This is a genomic window from Serratia proteamaculans (genome assembly GCF_946227095.1).
Lineage (GTDB): Bacteria > Pseudomonadota > Gammaproteobacteria > Enterobacterales > Enterobacteriaceae > Serratia > Serratia proteamaculans_E.
This window is the reverse complement of sequence record NZ_CAMISV010000004.1, coordinates 13092-29177: the sequence shown is the minus strand read 5'-3', so window position 1 is coordinate 29177 and position 16086 is coordinate 13092. Positions and strand designations below refer to the sequence as shown.

Sequence of the window (16086 nt, the reverse complement as noted above, 5' to 3'; positions counted from 1 at the left end):
GCAGCGATGTCATGCAACTTCCCGTAATGTAACAGTTTCTAAGTGTAGCCCAATTTCACTGCCGTCAGGCCGCAAATCCTCGACCGAACGGTTGAGCACATCGACCAGCAGCTCCACGCCACGGGCCTGAACCCGATAGCGCACCACGTTGCCCAACAGGCTGTGGTTGAGGATCACCGCGGCGATCCCCTGCCCGGCAGGCAGTAGGGTCATGGACTCCGGACGAACAGCTACCTTACCGCGGTAAGTGCTGCCGGTCAAAACCGTCGCCTGTTCGGCGCTCAGCAGGTTGTAGTTGCCGATAAACCCGGCGGCGAAAACGTCGGCCGGCTGGGTATACAGGGTTTCGGCATCGCCGCTTTGCACGATTTGTCCTTTATTCATCAGCACGATGCGATCCGACAGCGTCAAGGCTTCTTCCTGATCGTGGGTGACGAAGATGGCCGTCAGGTTCAGCTCACGCTGGATCCGACGGATCTGTTCGCGCAAATGTTTGCGGATCCGCGCATCCAGCGCCGAGAGCGGTTCATCAAGCAGCAGCAGGCGTGGACGGGTCACCAACGAGCGTGCCAGCGCCACCCGTTGGCACTGGCCGCCGGACAGCTGATGCGGATAACGCTTCGCCAGTTCGGTCAGTTCCACCAGCGCCAGCACCTCCTGCACCCGCTGCTGGATCTGCCCGGCCGCCAGCTTTTGCATTTTCAGGCCGAAGGCCACATTGCCTTCCACCGTCATGTTCGGGAATAACGCATAGCTCTGAAACACCATGCCGATACCGCGTTTTTGCGGGGGCACCGGCACCAGATCCTGGCCCTGCAGCAGGATCTGCCCGCTGTCGACCGAAGTCAGCCCCGCCAGACAGCGCAGCAGCGTGGACTTGCCACAGCCGCTCGGCCCGAGCAGCGTGACAAACTCGCCCTCCTCGGCGGTGAAATCGATATCCTGAAACACCTGGGTCTGCCCATAGTGTTTGTTGAGGCGGGTGACATTGAGATAAGCCATCGGGTTAGCCCTTATTTTTATTCAGTAAGTTCGCCAACCAGGTGACAAGCAGCACCACGGCGAAATAAGAAATGACCAGTGCGCTGGTGAAATGGCCGCTGCCGTTACGCATGTTGAACAGGTAAACCTGCAACGTTTCGTACTGGCTGCCCACCAGCAGGTTGGCGAAGACAAATTCGCCAATCAGGAAAGAGAACGACAGCAGCACCGCGATCATCCCGCCTTTGCGCAGGTTCGGCAGCACCACCAATAATGCGGCTTTCCAGGTGCTGGCCCCCAGCAGATGTGCGGCATCCATCAGATCACGCAGGTTGATCGCCTGCATGTTGTTGCTGATGGCACGGTAAATAAACGGCAACGCGATGGAGAAATAACAACCAATCAGGATCCATGGTGTACCCAGCAGCGGCAGCGGATCGGCGGCGAACAGCTGCATCAGCCCGACCGCCGACACCACCGGCGGCACGGCGAACGGCAGCAGGATCAGCACGTTCATCACCGCATCCAGCTTGGGGAAATAGTAAGCAATTACAAACATCATCGGCAAAATCACCACCACCGCCAACACCAGAGTGCCGAAACAGATCAGCAGCGAGTGCCACAGCGCCAGCAAGAAGCGCGGATCGCTCCATAATGCCACCAGCCATTTCAGGGTAAACCCGTCCGGCAGGATGGTCGCGCCCCACTGGGTGGCCAGCGCATAAATCAGCGTCGCTGCCAGCGGTAATAGCAGGATCAGCAACAGCAGGCCGCTCACCACACGGTGATAACCGGTTTCAAAACGCGACATGGCCGCCCTCCGCAATATTATGAGCGAGCATTGAGGTAGCTCCTGCGCAACAGCCATTGATGGATCAGCGTGATAAACGCCATCATCGCCACCAGCAGCATCGCCAGCGCGCTGGCCAGATTCGGATCGAGGGAGATATCCCCCGCCACCAGCGCAGAAATACGTATCGGTATCACGTTGAAATTGCCGGTGGTCAGCGCATACACCGTGGCATAGGCACCCAACGCATTGGCCAACAGGATGACAAAGGTGCCCATCAGCGCCGGAGCCAGCACCGGCAGGCCGATATGCCGCCAATAGCGCCACGGGCTGGCGCCGAGCAGCGATGCCGATTCGCGCCAGTCTTCACGCAGCGCATCAAAGGCCGGGTACAGCAACAGCACCCCAAGCGGGATCTGGAAGTAGGTATAGAGCACGATCAGCCCGGTTTTGGAGTAAAGGTTAAAACTCTCCATCAGGCCGTACTTGCGCAGCAGCAAGGTCAGGCAACCATTCAACCCCAGCAGGATGACAAAGGCGAACGCCAGCGGCACCCCGGCAAAGTTGCTGGTCATGTTGGTAAACGACATCACAAAATCATGGAACCGCGTCTGGCCCAGCTGGCGCAGTGAGTAACTGCCCACCAGGGCAATCAACAGCCCATAGACGCTCGACCAGAGGGAAATCTCCAGCGAGAACTGAAACGCCTGCAGATAGAACGGCGAAGTCAGCACATCAACATAGTTGCCCAGCCCCCAGCCGCTGGTCTGGCTGAAAAAGCTGCTGATCGCAATCCACACCAGCGGCGCTATTTGAAACGCGCCGAACAGCAGGATGAACGGCAGCAGGCACAGCGCGGCAATCCACTTAGCTTTCATTATTCGCCCTTATGCCAACAACGCACGGCAACGCGGCTTGTCATGCGCCACCTGTAACAGTTCGCACAGCGTACCGCACAGGTCGGTTTGCTGCGGATTGGCGTCGCTTTGGCTGAATGCGCTACCGAAGACAAACAGCGGCACCTGACGCTCTTCCGGCAACACGCCACCGTGGCTGCGATCGTCATTCATCCCGTGATCGGCGGTGACCATCACCTGATAGCCATCAGCCAACCAGTCGGCCAGATAGCGCGACAATACCCCGTCGGCATTGCGCGCCGAATTACGGTACTGCGGCGAAGACAGACCGAAGCGGTGCCCGGCGTCGTCAATATTCATAGGATGGATCAGCAAGAAATCGGGCTGATGACGGCGGCGTAAACTTTCCGCGTCGTCAAACAGATGGGAGTCCGGGTAGCGGTCGTCATAATAAAAATGACCGTGCTGGATCGGCAGTCCGGTATCGTCGGTATGGCGATCGCGCGCGGCGTCGAACGGGGTACGGTTGTACAGCTCACTGAACCAATGATAGGCGGCCGCCGCGGTGGTTAGCCCGGCGGCACGCGCATAGTGAAACACGCTCTGCTGATGCGAGAGGCGTGACACCTGGTTATGCACCACGCCGCTCTCCACCGGCGGCACGCCGGTGAGGATGCATTCATACAGTGGTCGGGAGAGCGAGGGGAGCTCGCTCTCCAACTGATACAACCGTCCACGCCCTGCCGCACATTCAGCCTGCAGATAGCCCATGGCGTCATGCGCCACCTGATAGTTCAGGCCGTCCAGCAGTACGAGGATCGTTTTCATAATGGTTTAACTCACTGCTGCATAAACATAATGACGTTTTCCTGCCACTGACGCGGCAGCGTTTTGGCGCTTTGCTCCCAGGCTGCCGGATCGGCAATTGGATGGGCATTTTTATACTGTTCGGCCGGCAGCAATTTGGCTTTAACATCGTCCGGCAACGTCAGATGTTCGGCACGGATTGGACGGGCATAACCACGCGCCAGGTTAATCTGGCCGGCATCAGAGAAGATGTATTCACGCGCCAGCTTGGCGGCGTTCGGGTGCTTGGCGTATTTGTTAATAATGGTGGTGTAGCCGGAAGTGATTGAGCCGTCGGACGGGATCAGCACTTCAAAGCGGGTTTTGTCGATCTGGTCACGGTAGTTAAGCCCGTTGAAGTCCCAAACCACGCCAACCTGCACTTCGCCTTTTTCCAGCGAGGCGATCACCGGGTTACTCAGGCTCAAACGCCCGGCCTTGGCCAGCTTGCCGAAGAACTCCAGACCCGGCTTCAGGTTCTTTTCATTGCCGCCCATAGCGTAAGTCGCCGCCAGCACACCGCTGGCCGCCTGCGAAGCGGTACCCACGTCACCGATAGTGACCTGATAAGTCCCCTTCAGCAGATCCGCCCAGCTGTGCGGGATCTCTTTCACCTGTTTCTTGTTGATGATGAAGGCAATGGTGCCGGTATAGGCCAGCGCCCAGTGGCCGTCCTTGTCTTTCGCCCAGTCAGGCACCTGATCCCAGGTGGATGGCTTGTACGGCTGGGTCACCCCTTTTTGTACTGCAATCGGACCGAAGGCCGCACCCACATCACCAATATCCGCCGTAGCGTTGCTCTTTTCCGCGTCGAACTTGGCGATTTCCTGCGCCGAGCTCATGTCGGTGTCGGCATGTTTCAGGCTGTACTTGGTCAACAGATCCTGCCAGGTGTCTTTCCAGTTGGCCCAGCTGTCCGGCATGCCGACGCTGTTGACTTCCCCTTCCTTCTTGGCAGCCTGTTCCAGCGCAGCAAGGTCGGAATCGGCAGCCCAGCTCATTTGGCTGGACAGGACAATGGCACTGGTTAACACAGAAGCGCACAAACGTTTCATAACTGATGCTCCGGGTGGTAGTGTGGAAGTGGCTGGACTAGTCCAGCAAGAACCAAGCCAATCTAACGGACGAATGTGATAATTATATGTCAGTCTAAAAAAGCAGCATTTTTATCGTATTTGGTGCGTCACAGGGCTGCCGTTGGTCTACCTTAACTGGGGCGATAAGCACTGAAATGGGGCAACTGTTGCATGAGTGAAGGAACAACAACCGTGGCGACGATTTGCCAGACTCTGGCTAACCGTATCGCCAACGGGGAATTCAGCGCCGATGGCAAACTGCCTTCTGAACGCGCCCTGAGTGAACAGTTTTCCACCACCCGCATTACGCTGCAGGAAGCGCTCGGCCAGTTGGAGGCGCAGGGGGTGATTTACCGTCAGGTCAGGCGCGGCTGGTTTATCTCGCCGCCACGGCTGGTGTACAACCCGTTGCAGCGCAGCCATTTCCACGCCATGGCGCAGCAACAGGGGCGTGATGCCCACACCGACGTGATCGACACCGCCACCCTGCCGCTATACGGCGACCTGTGCCACCGGTTGGCTTTGCCGCCCGGCAGCGAGGTTTACCGCATTCGTCGGCTGCGCTATATCGATGGCCGCGCGGTGTTGTACTGCGAGCACTACCTCAATCCCGCCTACTTTGCCGGTATTCTGGACGAAGATTTAACCCAGTCGCTGACCGGGCTATACGCCGAACGCTACGGTATTCGCTATGGCCGGGTGCGTTTCGATATGTTGCCTACCTTGCTGCCGCAGGAAGCGGCCGCGATGCTGAAAGTGACCTACGGCAGCCCGGCGCTGTTTATTACCCGGGTTAACCGCGATCAGCACGATCGGGTGATTGATTGTGATTTGGAATATTGGCGTTACGACGCGCTGCACATTGATGTGGAGGCACAATGACAGGGGCGCGGCCAGCGCGCCCCTAAAGAAGGATGATCAGTCGGCGTCGTAGCCGAGGTTAGGTGCCAGCCAGCGTTCAACCTCGCTGACGCTCATGCCTTTACGCGCCGCATAGTCTTCCACCTGATCGCGCTGGAGCTGCGCCACCGCAAAATACTTGCTCTGCGGATGGCTGAAGTACCAGCCAGACACTGCCGCCCCCGGCCACATGGCGAAGGACTCGGTCAACACCATGCCGGTATGGCGGTTAACATCCAGCAGGCGCCAGATCTCCGCTTTCTCGGTGTGCTCCGGACAGGCCGGATAGCCCGGTGCCGGACGGATGCCCTGGTAGTTTTCGCGGATCAGTTCTTCATTGCTCAGGTTCTCTTCGGTCGCGAAGCCCCAGTGCAGCTTGCGCACCTGCTCATGCAGGTACTCGGCGAAAGCTTCCGCCAGACGGTCCGACAGCGCTTTGACCATGATTTTATTGTAATCATCGTGCTGCGCATCATAGGCCGCCGCCAGTTCATCCTCTTCCAGACCGCCGGTTACCGCGAAGGCACCGAAGTAGTCGGCCTTGCCGCTGCTTTTCGGCGCGACAAAGTCCGCCAGGCAGTAGTTCGGGAAGTCGGTTTTTTCGGTCTGCTGGCGCAGGTGGCGGCTGACCACCAGCACCTCATCACGGTTCTCGTCGCGGTACACCTCAACGTCGTCGCCGACGCGGTTGGCCGGGAACAGGCCATAGACGCCACGTGGGTTGAGACTGCCGTTGGCAGCCAGCAGGTCCAGCATCTGGTTAGCATCAGCGAACAGCCGTTTGGCCTCTTCCCCCACCACTTCGTCTTCCAGAATGCGTGGATATTTACCCGCCAGCGACCAGGTCATAAAGAACGGCGTCCAGTCGATATAATGACGCAGCGTCTCAATGCCGGCCTCAACCGGATAAACACCCAACTGCTTCGGCACCGGCGGCTGATAGTTTTCCCAATCCAGCACCATGGCGTTATCACGGGCCTTCTGCAGGTCAACCGGCGGGGTACGCGGTTTTTTACGCGCGTGCTGGATACGCACGGTTTCATATTCTTTACGGGTACGCGCCACAAAGTCATCGCGCTGGGTGGCGGAAAGCAGCGCCGACACCACACCCACGGTGCGCGAGGCATTCTGTACGTAAGTGGTTGAGCCGCTGTAGTTCTGCTCAATCTTCACCGCGGTATGGGCCTTGGAGGTCGTCGCGCCGCCAATCAGCAACGGCAGGGTAAAGCCCTGACGCTCCATCTCTTTTGCCACGTTGACCATCTCGTCCAGCGACGGGGTGATAAGCCCCGACAGGCCGATGATGTCCACGTTTTGCTCACGCGCGGTTCTGAGGATTTTCTCCGTCGGCACCATCACGCCCAAATCGACAATTTCGTAGTTGTTGCACTGCAGTACCACGCCAACGATGTTTTTGCCGATGTCGTGCACATCGCCCTTCACCGTCGCCAGCAGGATTTTGCCTGCCGTAGAGCCTTTCTCTTTGCTGGCCTCGATGTACGGCTCCAGATAGGCCACTGCCTGCTTCATTACGCGGGCAGATTTCACCACCTGCGGCAGGAACATTTTGCCTTCGCCGAACAGGTCGCCAACCACGTTCATCCCCGCCATCAGCGGCCCTTCGATCACTTCGATCGGGCGATCCGCTCTCTGCCGGGCTTCTTCAGTATCCAGTTCGATAAACTCGGTGATGCCTTTGACCAGCGAATATTCCAACCGCTTTTCGACCGGCCAGCCGCGCCATTCCGCCTGCTGTACCGCCACTTCGTTATCTTTGCTGCCGCGGTATTTTTCCGCCAGTTCCAGCAGGCGCTCAGTGCTATCGTCACGACGGTTGAGGATCACATCCTCCACCGCCTCGCGCAGTTCGGCACTGAGATCGTCGTAGATCGCCAACTGCCCGGCGTTAACAATACCCATGTCCATGCCGTTACGGATCGCGTGATACAGGAACACCGCGTGGATCGCCTCACGTACCGGATCGTTGCCACGGAATGAAAACGAGACGTTGGAAACGCCACCGGAGATCATCGCGTGCGGCAGGTGGGTTTTGATGTCGGCACAGGCTTCGATAAAGTCGACGGCATAGTTGTTATGCTCATCGATACCGGTGGCGACGGCAAAAATATTCGGATCAAAAATGATGTCTTCCGGCGGGAAGCCAACGCGCTCAGTCAGGATTTTATAGGCGCGGCGACAAATCTCGAACTTGCGCTCGCGGGTATCCGCCTGGCCTGCCTCGTCAAATGCCATCACCACCACCGCAGCACCGTAGCGGCGCACCAGCTTGGCATGATGAATAAAGGCCTCTTCGCCCTCTTTCATCGAGATTGAGTTAACAATGCCTTTGCCCTGGATGCACTTCAGGCCTTTCTCGATCACCGACCATTTGGAGGAGTCGATCATGATCGGCACGCGGGCAATATCCGGTTCACCGGCGATCAGGTTAAGGAAACGCACCATCGCCGCTTCGGCGTCGAGCATTCCCTCATCCATGTTGATGTCGATAATCTGTGCGCCGCTTTCCACCTGCTGACGGGCCACAGCCAGCGCTTCGCTGTATTTCTCTTCTTTGATCAGCCGTTTAAAGCGGGCTGAACCGGTGACGTTGGTGCGCTCGCCCACGTTGACGAACAGCGTTTTGGCATCGATGTTCAACGGCTCAAGGCCAGCCAGACGGCAGGCTACCGGGATCTCCGGCAGTTGACGCGGCGGTACACCCGCCACTGCCTTGACCATCGCGGCAATGTGTTCCGGCGTGGTGCCACAGCAGCCACCGATAATATTCAGGAAGCCGGCATTCGCCCACTCGCCAACCTGTTTCGCCATCTCTTGCGCGTCCAGATCGTATTCACCGAAGGCGTTGGGCAAACCGGCGTTGGGGTGAGCGGTAACGTAGCTCTCCGAGATGCGCGACAGCTCAGAAACGTATTGGCGCAGTTCGTCCGGGCCCAGCGCACAGTTCAGGCCAAAGCTCAGCGGCTTGACGTGACGCATCGAGTTATAAAAGGCTTCGGTGGTCTGGCCGGACAGGGTACGACCGGAGGCGTCGGTGATGGTGCCGGAAATCATGATCGGCAGCGCAACGCCCAGGGCTTCAAATTCGGTTTCCACCGCGAAGGCGGCGGCTTTGGCATTCAGGGTATCGAAGATGGTTTCGATCATGATCAGATCGACGCCGCCCTCCACCAGCGCCCGCGTCGATTCGCGGTAGGCTTCCACCAGCTCATCGAAAGAAACATTACGGAACGCCGGATCGTTGACGTTCGGTGAAATAGAGGCGGTGCGGTTGGTCGGCCCCAGCACCCCGGCCACGTAACGCGGCTGCTCTGGCGTGCGGGCGGTCCATTCATCGGCGCAGGTTCGTGCCAGGCAGGCGGCCTGATAGTTAATCTCGGCGGACAGCGACTCCATATGGTAGTCGGCCATGGCGATAGGCGTGGAGTTGAAGGTATTGGTTTCGAGAATATCGGCCCCGGCTTCCAGGTAGCCGTAGTGAATGGCGGTAATCACTTCCGGCTTGGTCAGCACCAGCAGGTCATTATTGCCTTTCAGATCGCTCTGCCAGTCGGCAAAACGTTCGCCACGAAAGTCGCTCTCTTCCAGACGATAGCTCTGGATCATGGTGCCCATGCCGCCGTCCAACACTAAAATTCGCTGCGCTAACTGCCGGCGCAGTTGTTCTACTCGATTTGTCACTGTAGCCCCTTCAATTACCGATCCAGCCCATCGCTCAATTGCTGCAAAAACCAACGAGCCATCCTAGCACAGGTTGTGGTGGCAGAGGGGGGAGCGCTAATTGAGAGTTTTTCAGGTTGTCGGACAACAGATCCGATGAGCTGATTGACGACTTGCAATTCATACGTAAAAAACGAAAATGAATTCCATCATACGGAAAAAGGAATGTGGATTATGGTCACCCCTGCTCCCGCCAAACGCGGCAAAAAGCCCCGTGCTGCATCCCCGGCCGCCAGTGCGCCCACCGGTCAGGTGCAGTCGTTGACCCGTGGCCTGAAATTATTGGAATACATTGCCGAAGCACAGGGTAACGTGGCGCTAACCGATCTGGCCCAACAGGCCGGCTTACCGAACTCCACCACCCACCGCCTGCTTACCACCATGCAACAGCAGGGATTCGTGCGTCAGGTGGGCGATCTGGGCCTATGGACCATCGGCTCACATGCCTTTGTGGTCGGCAGCAGCTTCCTGCAGAGCCGCAACCTGCTGGCGATGGTGCACCCAACGCTGCGCCGCCTGATGGAAGAGTCCGGCGAAACGGTTAATCTGGCAGTGCTGGACACCAGCGAGTACCAGGCAATTATTATCGATCAGGTGCAGTGCACCGCGTTGATGCGCATGTCGGCACCGATTGGCGGCAAACTGCCGATGCACGCTTCCGGCGCCGGGAAAGCCTTTCTTTCCACCCTGTCGGATGAGCAGGTCACCAAACTGCTGCATAAAAAGGGTATGCAAACCTATACCCAACATACCCTGACGCCGCACAACCTGAAGGAAGGTCTGGCGCAGATCCGCAAGCAGGGCTTTTCCTTTGACGATGAAGAACATGCGCTCGGCCTGCGCTGCGTGGCGGCCTGCATCTTCGACGAGCACCGTGAAGCCTTCGCCGCTATATCGATCTCCGGCCCGGTATCACGCATTACCGACAACCGCGTGATTGAGCTGGGTGCGCTGGTGATCCATGCAGCGAAAGAGATCAGCCTGGAATATGGCGGTGTGCGTTAAAAAGTGAGCACCGTCGTTGCATTAAAACTTCAAATAATCGAATATTATGCGCTTTATCGCCCAATGAGCCGCCAATGAGAGATAAGTTCATTAAGAAAGAAGGCATTGCGATTATCCAGCTTGCCCGATATTTGCTGGATGAGCAGCCATTGAATCGTTTACGCACTATCGATGAGCTTTCAGAAAGTTTTGGCCTCTCCGTTGGCATTGTACAGAACGCGCTTAAATCATTGGAAACCAGTGGCTGTATTCAATTGGAACGCCGTGGGCGCAACGGTACGCGATTAAAACAACTAGATTATCAGGCACTTCTGGCGCAAGCCGATATTGGCAATCTGGTTTGCGCCATGCCGCTGCCCTATACCAAACTTTATGAAGGCCTGGCCAGCGGCCTGAAAATTCAGTTTGGGCAAATCCCCCTCTATTACGCACACATGCGCGGAGCAAGCGTACGCATCGAATGCCTGCTGGACGGCATATACGATATGGCGGTGGTTTCCCGTTTGGCTGCCAGGCAAGTACTACAGGACGGAAAAGCCCGCATTGCACTGGAATTAGGCGCGGGATCTTATGTTTCAGAGCACCAAATGGTTTGCCGCCGTGGTGAGCAAAATAATATCCATCGCGTAGGCCTGGATCCCCGCTCGCCCGATCAACGTCAGTTGTCAGAACTCTACTTTCAGGACAAAAACGTACAATACATCGATACGCCCTACCACGACTGTCTGACTCAAATTGAAAAAGGCAATATTGATGCAGCAATCTGGAACGTCGTGCAGAATTTTGCCAGCAGCAATTTGATTGCCATCGCTTTGCAAGGCCAGCCCCAATATACCCAAGCCACCGAAGCCGTATTATTGATCCGCAACGATGACACGCTGATCCAACGCCTGGTGGCACGGCAGGTTGACAAAAAACAACTGCTGGAACATCAGAAAAATGTCCTATCCGGAAAGGAAGAGCCGTTTTATTAATTAAGTGTTGTATATAATTAATGCCAATAACGGTTTACAGCCCCATCACAGCAGAACCCCTCATTTCATATTAATACCCACCAAGAGGTATAAGGTAACAGTGTGACTTTTGTTCCAGACATTATATCCACGCCTTTAGGTATATAGATAAGGAATTTAAAAATGAAACACACAAAAAACAATAATCACGGCGACTACACTGATTTTCTTACCGCAATAAGGACATTTGAATGCTCAATCGATCCCCTGCAAGCCCACTATTACGATCAACATTATGAAGATGATAAAGCAGTAACTTATCAGCAAGTTGAATATCCCGGCCGCGTGATCCGTGATAAAAATGGCATTCCAAAAATCAGTACCACCTCAGTGAAAGGTTACTTCATTAAGCTAGGTGTGGATAAATTCTATACTCGCGGTTCCTCCGCCCCTGAAATGTTTCGGGCCATGCAATATGCTGTGATGAACTACCTGGGCTTTGTTGGCTATCAGTTCAGCGAGCATGACCTCTGGGATCTTGGCTATTACAGTCATTATGACAGCAATGGTTTACCCATGTATTATTCAGATGTCGACGTCAGTAATTGGTCCAATGGGGTGCGTGATAAAATAATGGTATTCCCTGAAGGGAAAATCCACGTTACTGACGTTAATACCTGGCAGGGAACATTTACCGGAAAACATGATATTAACTCTTTCGATGATGTCATTAACCCGGATAAACAAGAATTTATTGCCCTCGACCATTTTGATAATAAATACCAAAATATTGTTTTACAGTTATCCGCCCTGGGAAAAAATCTGGGTGATTACCTGGGAACAACCCTCCGCTGGAGCGCATGCCAGCCCCCATTAACACCACCGGGCAGTCGTCCTGATAGCGTAGAGATCACCTTATCGGGTTTGCTGGCTGGCGCACACTTACGCGGTGCGGAAGGCGTCGTTGCCCTATTGGTTAATCACGAAAATCATGCCGACGAAAATGGCACGGCCATCTTGCAATATGTTTATGATTTTGGTGGTTACACTACGCCTTATGATAAGTAAGTCGCAGCCTAAGATCACCGGCGCCGGAAACGGCGCCCGACGATCTTTGTGATCCTGTTCAAATAACAATCGCCTGGCAGTTGTCGCCCCCGTTTACCTCACTTAACATCGCATATTATATGTTCAAAAAAATGAGGATATAGGATGATAAATCAGGGCCTGGATACACTGCGACAAGCCAAAGTGATTGATGAAGATATTTATCAAGGCATGTTGGCGGTCATCGAGCAACTGCAACGCCATTATTGTCTGCGACCTCTTCCGACAGAACAAGGCTGGTTAGCCATCGCACATATGGCAAATGCACTCATGCGCTGCCGTCAGCAACAACCGGTTTCCCCATTGGATAACGAAATATTGGCGGAGATCGCTGAAGCCGGAAAATTAGAAGAAATACGAGAGCTAAACACGGCACTCATGAAAAACTTCAACGTCGAACTCCATCCTGATGAAGAAGGCTACCTGCTGGCCAATTGGTACAGTTTAAGCCAACTGTGAGCCTCAAGTTTATTTCTCATAAATATTCAAATAAATGAATATTAAGTCCAGGGACGACAACCAGGAGTATAGGGAACGATGTTTATTACCGCATTACAACGGCAAAACCCTGAGTTAATCAGCGCTGCACTGTCTTTGTGGCAACAGCGCATTATTCGCCCGGACAGCTACGTGATCGATGTGGATGCCGTTGAGGAAAATGCCCGGCGTATCCTGCACACGGCCCATCGGCATCACCTGACCCCCTATGTCATGAGCAAGCAGTTTGGGCGTAATCCCTGGTTGTGCCAGCGCATCATTGCCCAGGGATTTCCTGGTGTCACTGCCGTCGATTTTAAAGAGGCGCGGCAATTAATGCAGCATGGCGTGCCTTTGTCTCATGTCGGGCACCTCGTCCAGATCCCGGACGGTGAAATTGCAGCCATCCTGATGCAACGCCCCGAGGCGATTACCGTGTTCTCTGTCGCGAAGGCGCGCGCCATTGCCGTACAGGCGCAAAAATTAAATCTCACGCAAGCTTTATTACTGAAGGTCTATCACCCGGACGATGATCTCTACCCAGGCCAGGAGGGCGGGTTCTTGCTGGATGAAGTGGTGGCTGCTGCCAGACAAATCACCCAGTTGGAGCACGTGAAGGTGCTTGGTGTCACCCATTTCCCGTGCCTGCTAAGCCAGGAAGCGGGTGATATCCCTCAGATTACCCCCAATTTCTCCACCCTGATCGAAGCGGCAGCGCGCCTGCGCAAAGCCGGTTTTCAAATAGATCAGATCAATGCGCCTTCGGCCAACAGTTGCTCAACCCTCGCGCTGCTCGCACAGCTTGGCGCTACTCATGTGGAGCCCGGGCATGCCTTTACAGGTACCGTCCCCGCCAACGCCTTCGGCACCGAGCCCGAATCGTTGGCAATGCTATATCTGACTGAAATTTCACATAATTATAAAAACATCAGTCTCTGTTATGGCGGCGGTCACTACCGGCGCAGCCATGTCAGGCATGCGCTGATATTCACCCCAGACGGCAAGATGCATCAAGCCGAGGTGGTACCGCCGCAGGATCACAGCATTGATTATTACCTGGGGCTAAACGGGCAATTTCCCGTCGGGAGCGCCGTAGTGATGTGTTTTCGCACGCAAATTTTTGTAACTCGCAGCGATGTCGTCATGGTATGCGGAATTTCGCAAGGAAACCCGCAGCTTGCCGGAGTATTCGACAGCCAGGGCAATAAACTCAACAACTCAGGAGATTTCCGGTGAACAAGTTTGTGGTTATTGTTTTAGATGGCTTTGGTATTGGCGCGATGGACGATGTCCCTCAGTTACGTCCTCTCGATAAAGGGGCTAATACCTGTGGTCATATTTTACAAAAGCACAGCCAATTAAGGCTGCCAACGTTAGAAAAATTAGGCCTGATTGATGCTTTGGGTTTTCAACCGGATAACGTTATGCGTCCCTCTCCGGCCGCAAACTACGGCACTGCAAATTTGCAACATCAAGGCGCAGACTCCTTTATGGGGCATCAGGAAATCATGGGCACTCGCCCTACCGCCCCATTACGCATGCCCTTTTCCCTGGTAAGGGAGCAGGTTGCCCAGGCGCTCAATAACGCCGGTTTTCGGGTAGAACGTGTCGCGCTAAAAGCGGGTTTATGCTATTTGCGCGTCAACGGTGCCGTCGCCATTGGCGATAATCTCGAAACCGATCCTGGTCAGGTTTATAACGTGACCGCCAATTTGGACGCCATTGATTTCGCCACGGTTCGCGCTATTGGCGATATTGTTCGTAGCCAGGTTCAGGTGAGCCGCGTCATCGTCTTTGGCGGCAATATCGGCAGTAATGCAGCCTTACACGACGCTGCTCAGACATCTGCGGACACCTACGTTGGGATAAACGCGCCAAAATCGGGTGTCTATCGCCATGGCTTTACCGTGGTTCATCTCGGTTACGGCGTTGATCAGAACGTACAAGCTGCAGCCAGTTTGCATCACATCGGCGTTCCCACAGTACTCATCGGTAAAGTCGCCGATATTGTCATTAATCCTGATGGCACCAATTACCCGGGCATTGCCGACTCATCAGAAATTATGCAATTGACCTTGCAGGAGATCCAACAACCCGGCCCAGCGTTTATCTGCACCAATATCCAGGAAACAGACCTCGCGGGTCATGCCGAAGACAGCGACCGTTATGCCGAACGGCTGCAGATCGTAGACAGTTATCTTGCTCAATTACTGGCACTGCTTGGGGAAGATGACGCACTGTTGGTCATGGCCGACCACGGTAATGATCCGACCATTGGCCATGCACGTCATACGCGAGAAAAAGTGCCATTACTCTTCTGGCGCGCCGGCGTTCAAGGCATTGATCTCGGCGAACGCTCAACACTGGCTGACGTGGGGGCCACGGTATGTGATGCCTTTGGCGCTTCCCCACCACAAAGTGGTCATTCGTTCTTTTCCCAGCTCAATAAGGGGCAACTATGAATCCATCGCCGCAATTTGATCGTCGTGGTTACACCTATGCGCACGAACATCTGCATATCGATCTGTCACCGTTCAAACGAGATATGGATTGTCGACTGGATTGCTACGCCTTACTCGTCGATGAAATGAAAACGCTGGTCAATAAGGGTGTACTGAACCTGGTTGAGGTCACCAACCGTTATATGGGGCGAAACCCACAATTCATGCTGGATTTGATGCAAGAAAGCGGTATTAACATCCTGGCGTCAACCGGATATTACCAGCAGGAGTTTTATCCGCCCCATGTTGCACAACACAGCGCTCAGCAACTGGCGCAGGAAATGATCGACGAAATAGAACAAGGTATTGACGGTACCTCGTTGCGCGCAAGCGTTATTGCAGAAATTGGCAGCAGTGTAGACGTTATTACTCCAACGGAAGAAAAAGTCTTCCACGCCGCCGCCCTGGCGCATTTGGCCACCGGGAAACCTATTTCTACCCACACCAGCTTCAGTACCATGGGGTTGGAACAGCTTCAATTATTAATGCATCACGGCGTCGCCGCAGAACATATTGTTATCGGTCATTGTGACCTTCGCGATCAATGGGAGACATTGCTGCGTATTCTGGAAACCGGTGCATTGATTCAATTCGATACTATCGGCAAAAATAATTATTACCCGGATGAAAAACGCGTTGCCACCTTACTGGCTCTATCTCAGAGAGGGTTATTAGGCCAGGTTATGCTCTCTATGGATATCACCCGTCGTTCACATCTGGCGACCAATGGCGGCCCCGGATTTAGCTATCTCATTGATATTTTTGTTCCTATGTTATTACAGGCAGGGATCCACCAGCAGGAAATTGATCTTATGCTGCGCGACAATCCCAACACTTTCTTCAGAGGATAATAAT

At 54.8% G+C, this 16086-nt stretch carries 14 protein-coding genes; 8 read left to right on the top strand and 6 right to left on the bottom strand.

The genetic code is table 11. The features are described from left to right. Positions 1-9 precede the first annotated feature (9 nt). The 5 genes from OC597_RS09275 to OC597_RS09255 are packed head-to-tail and all read right to left on the bottom strand — an operon-like array spanning position 10 to position 4529. The gene (locus OC597_RS09275) at positions 10-1002 is read right to left on the bottom strand and encodes an ABC transporter ATP-binding protein (RefSeq protein WP_262208475.1); all 993 of its coding nucleotides are present in this window, start codon (positions 1000-1002) and stop codon (positions 10-12) included. A 4-nt stretch (positions 1003-1006) separates the two neighbouring features. Next, positions 1007-1792: an ABC transporter permease gene (locus tag OC597_RS09270; protein ID WP_261257981.1), complete on the bottom strand. Its 786-nt coding sequence runs from the start codon at positions 1790-1792 to the stop codon at positions 1007-1009. Positions 1793-1809: 17 nt separating this feature from the next. Further along, positions 1810-2649, bottom strand: a complete 840-nt coding sequence (locus OC597_RS09265) for an ABC transporter permease (protein ID WP_219017109.1) — start codon at positions 2647-2649, stop codon at positions 1810-1812. A 9-nt stretch (positions 2650-2658) separates the two neighbouring features. After that, positions 2659-3456, bottom strand: a complete 798-nt coding sequence (locus OC597_RS09260; RefSeq protein WP_129936882.1) for an alkaline phosphatase family protein — start codon at positions 3454-3456, stop codon at positions 2659-2661. An 11-nt stretch (positions 3457-3467) separates the two neighbouring features. Then, positions 3468-4529 (bottom strand): ABC transporter substrate-binding protein, encoded by a 1062-nt coding sequence (locus tag OC597_RS09255; protein WP_099065628.1) that lies wholly within the window; start codon positions 4527-4529, stop codon positions 3468-3470. A 192-nt stretch (positions 4530-4721) separates the two neighbouring features. Here OC597_RS09255 and OC597_RS09250 point away from each other — a divergent pair, with 192 nt between their 5' ends. Then, positions 4722-5432, top strand: coding sequence for a UTRA domain-containing protein (locus tag OC597_RS09250; RefSeq protein WP_262208468.1), 711 nt, complete (start codon positions 4722-4724; stop codon positions 5430-5432). A gap of 36 nt (positions 5433-5468) precedes the next feature. Here the strand turns inward: OC597_RS09250 and metH are convergent, their stop codons facing one another. After that, complete coding sequence (gene metH, locus OC597_RS09245; RefSeq protein ID WP_410001336.1) at positions 5469-9164, bottom strand: methionine synthase; 3696 nt, start codon at positions 9162-9164, stop codon at positions 5469-5471. A gap of 198 nt (positions 9165-9362) precedes the next feature. Here metH and iclR point away from each other — a divergent pair, with 198 nt between their 5' ends. The 7 genes from iclR to OC597_RS09210 all read left to right on the top strand — a co-directional run bounded on the left by iclR (position 9363) and on the right by OC597_RS09210 (position 16082). Next, positions 9363-10193: a glyoxylate bypass operon transcriptional repressor IclR gene (gene iclR / locus OC597_RS09240; RefSeq protein ID WP_099065625.1), complete on the top strand. Its 831-nt coding sequence runs from the start codon at positions 9363-9365 to the stop codon at positions 10191-10193. 74 nt (positions 10194-10267) lie between these two features. Beyond that, on the top strand, positions 10268-11167 hold the full coding sequence (gene yhfZ / locus OC597_RS09235) for a GntR family transcriptional regulator YhfZ (protein WP_261425012.1): 900 nt from the start codon (positions 10268-10270) through the stop codon (positions 11165-11167). 162 nt (positions 11168-11329) lie between these two features. Further along, positions 11330-12214 (top strand): hypothetical protein, encoded by an 885-nt coding sequence (locus OC597_RS09230; RefSeq protein ID WP_262208465.1) that lies wholly within the window; start codon positions 11330-11332, stop codon positions 12212-12214. A gap of 144 nt (positions 12215-12358) precedes the next feature. Next, on the top strand, positions 12359-12712 hold the full coding sequence (locus OC597_RS09225) for a hypothetical protein (protein WP_261285421.1): 354 nt from the start codon (positions 12359-12361) through the stop codon (positions 12710-12712). Positions 12713-12790: 78 nt separating this feature from the next. Then, positions 12791-13966 carry a YhfX family PLP-dependent enzyme gene (locus OC597_RS09220; protein WP_262208463.1) on the top strand — a complete coding sequence of 392 codons (1176 nt, stop codon included), beginning with the start codon at positions 12791-12793 and terminating at the stop codon, positions 13964-13966. Further along, a complete protein-coding gene (locus OC597_RS09215) occupies positions 13963-15192 on the top strand; it encodes a phosphopentomutase (RefSeq protein ID WP_262208461.1) in 1230 nt (409 codons plus the stop codon). Before OC597_RS09220 ends, OC597_RS09215 begins: the two co-directional genes overlap by 4 nt. After that, complete coding sequence (locus OC597_RS09210) at positions 15189-16082, top strand: phosphotriesterase-related protein (RefSeq protein WP_262208460.1); 894 nt, start codon at positions 15189-15191, stop codon at positions 16080-16082. The genes OC597_RS09215 and OC597_RS09210 overlap by 4 nt, the downstream gene beginning before the upstream one ends. Positions 16083-16086: the final 4 nt, after the last annotated feature.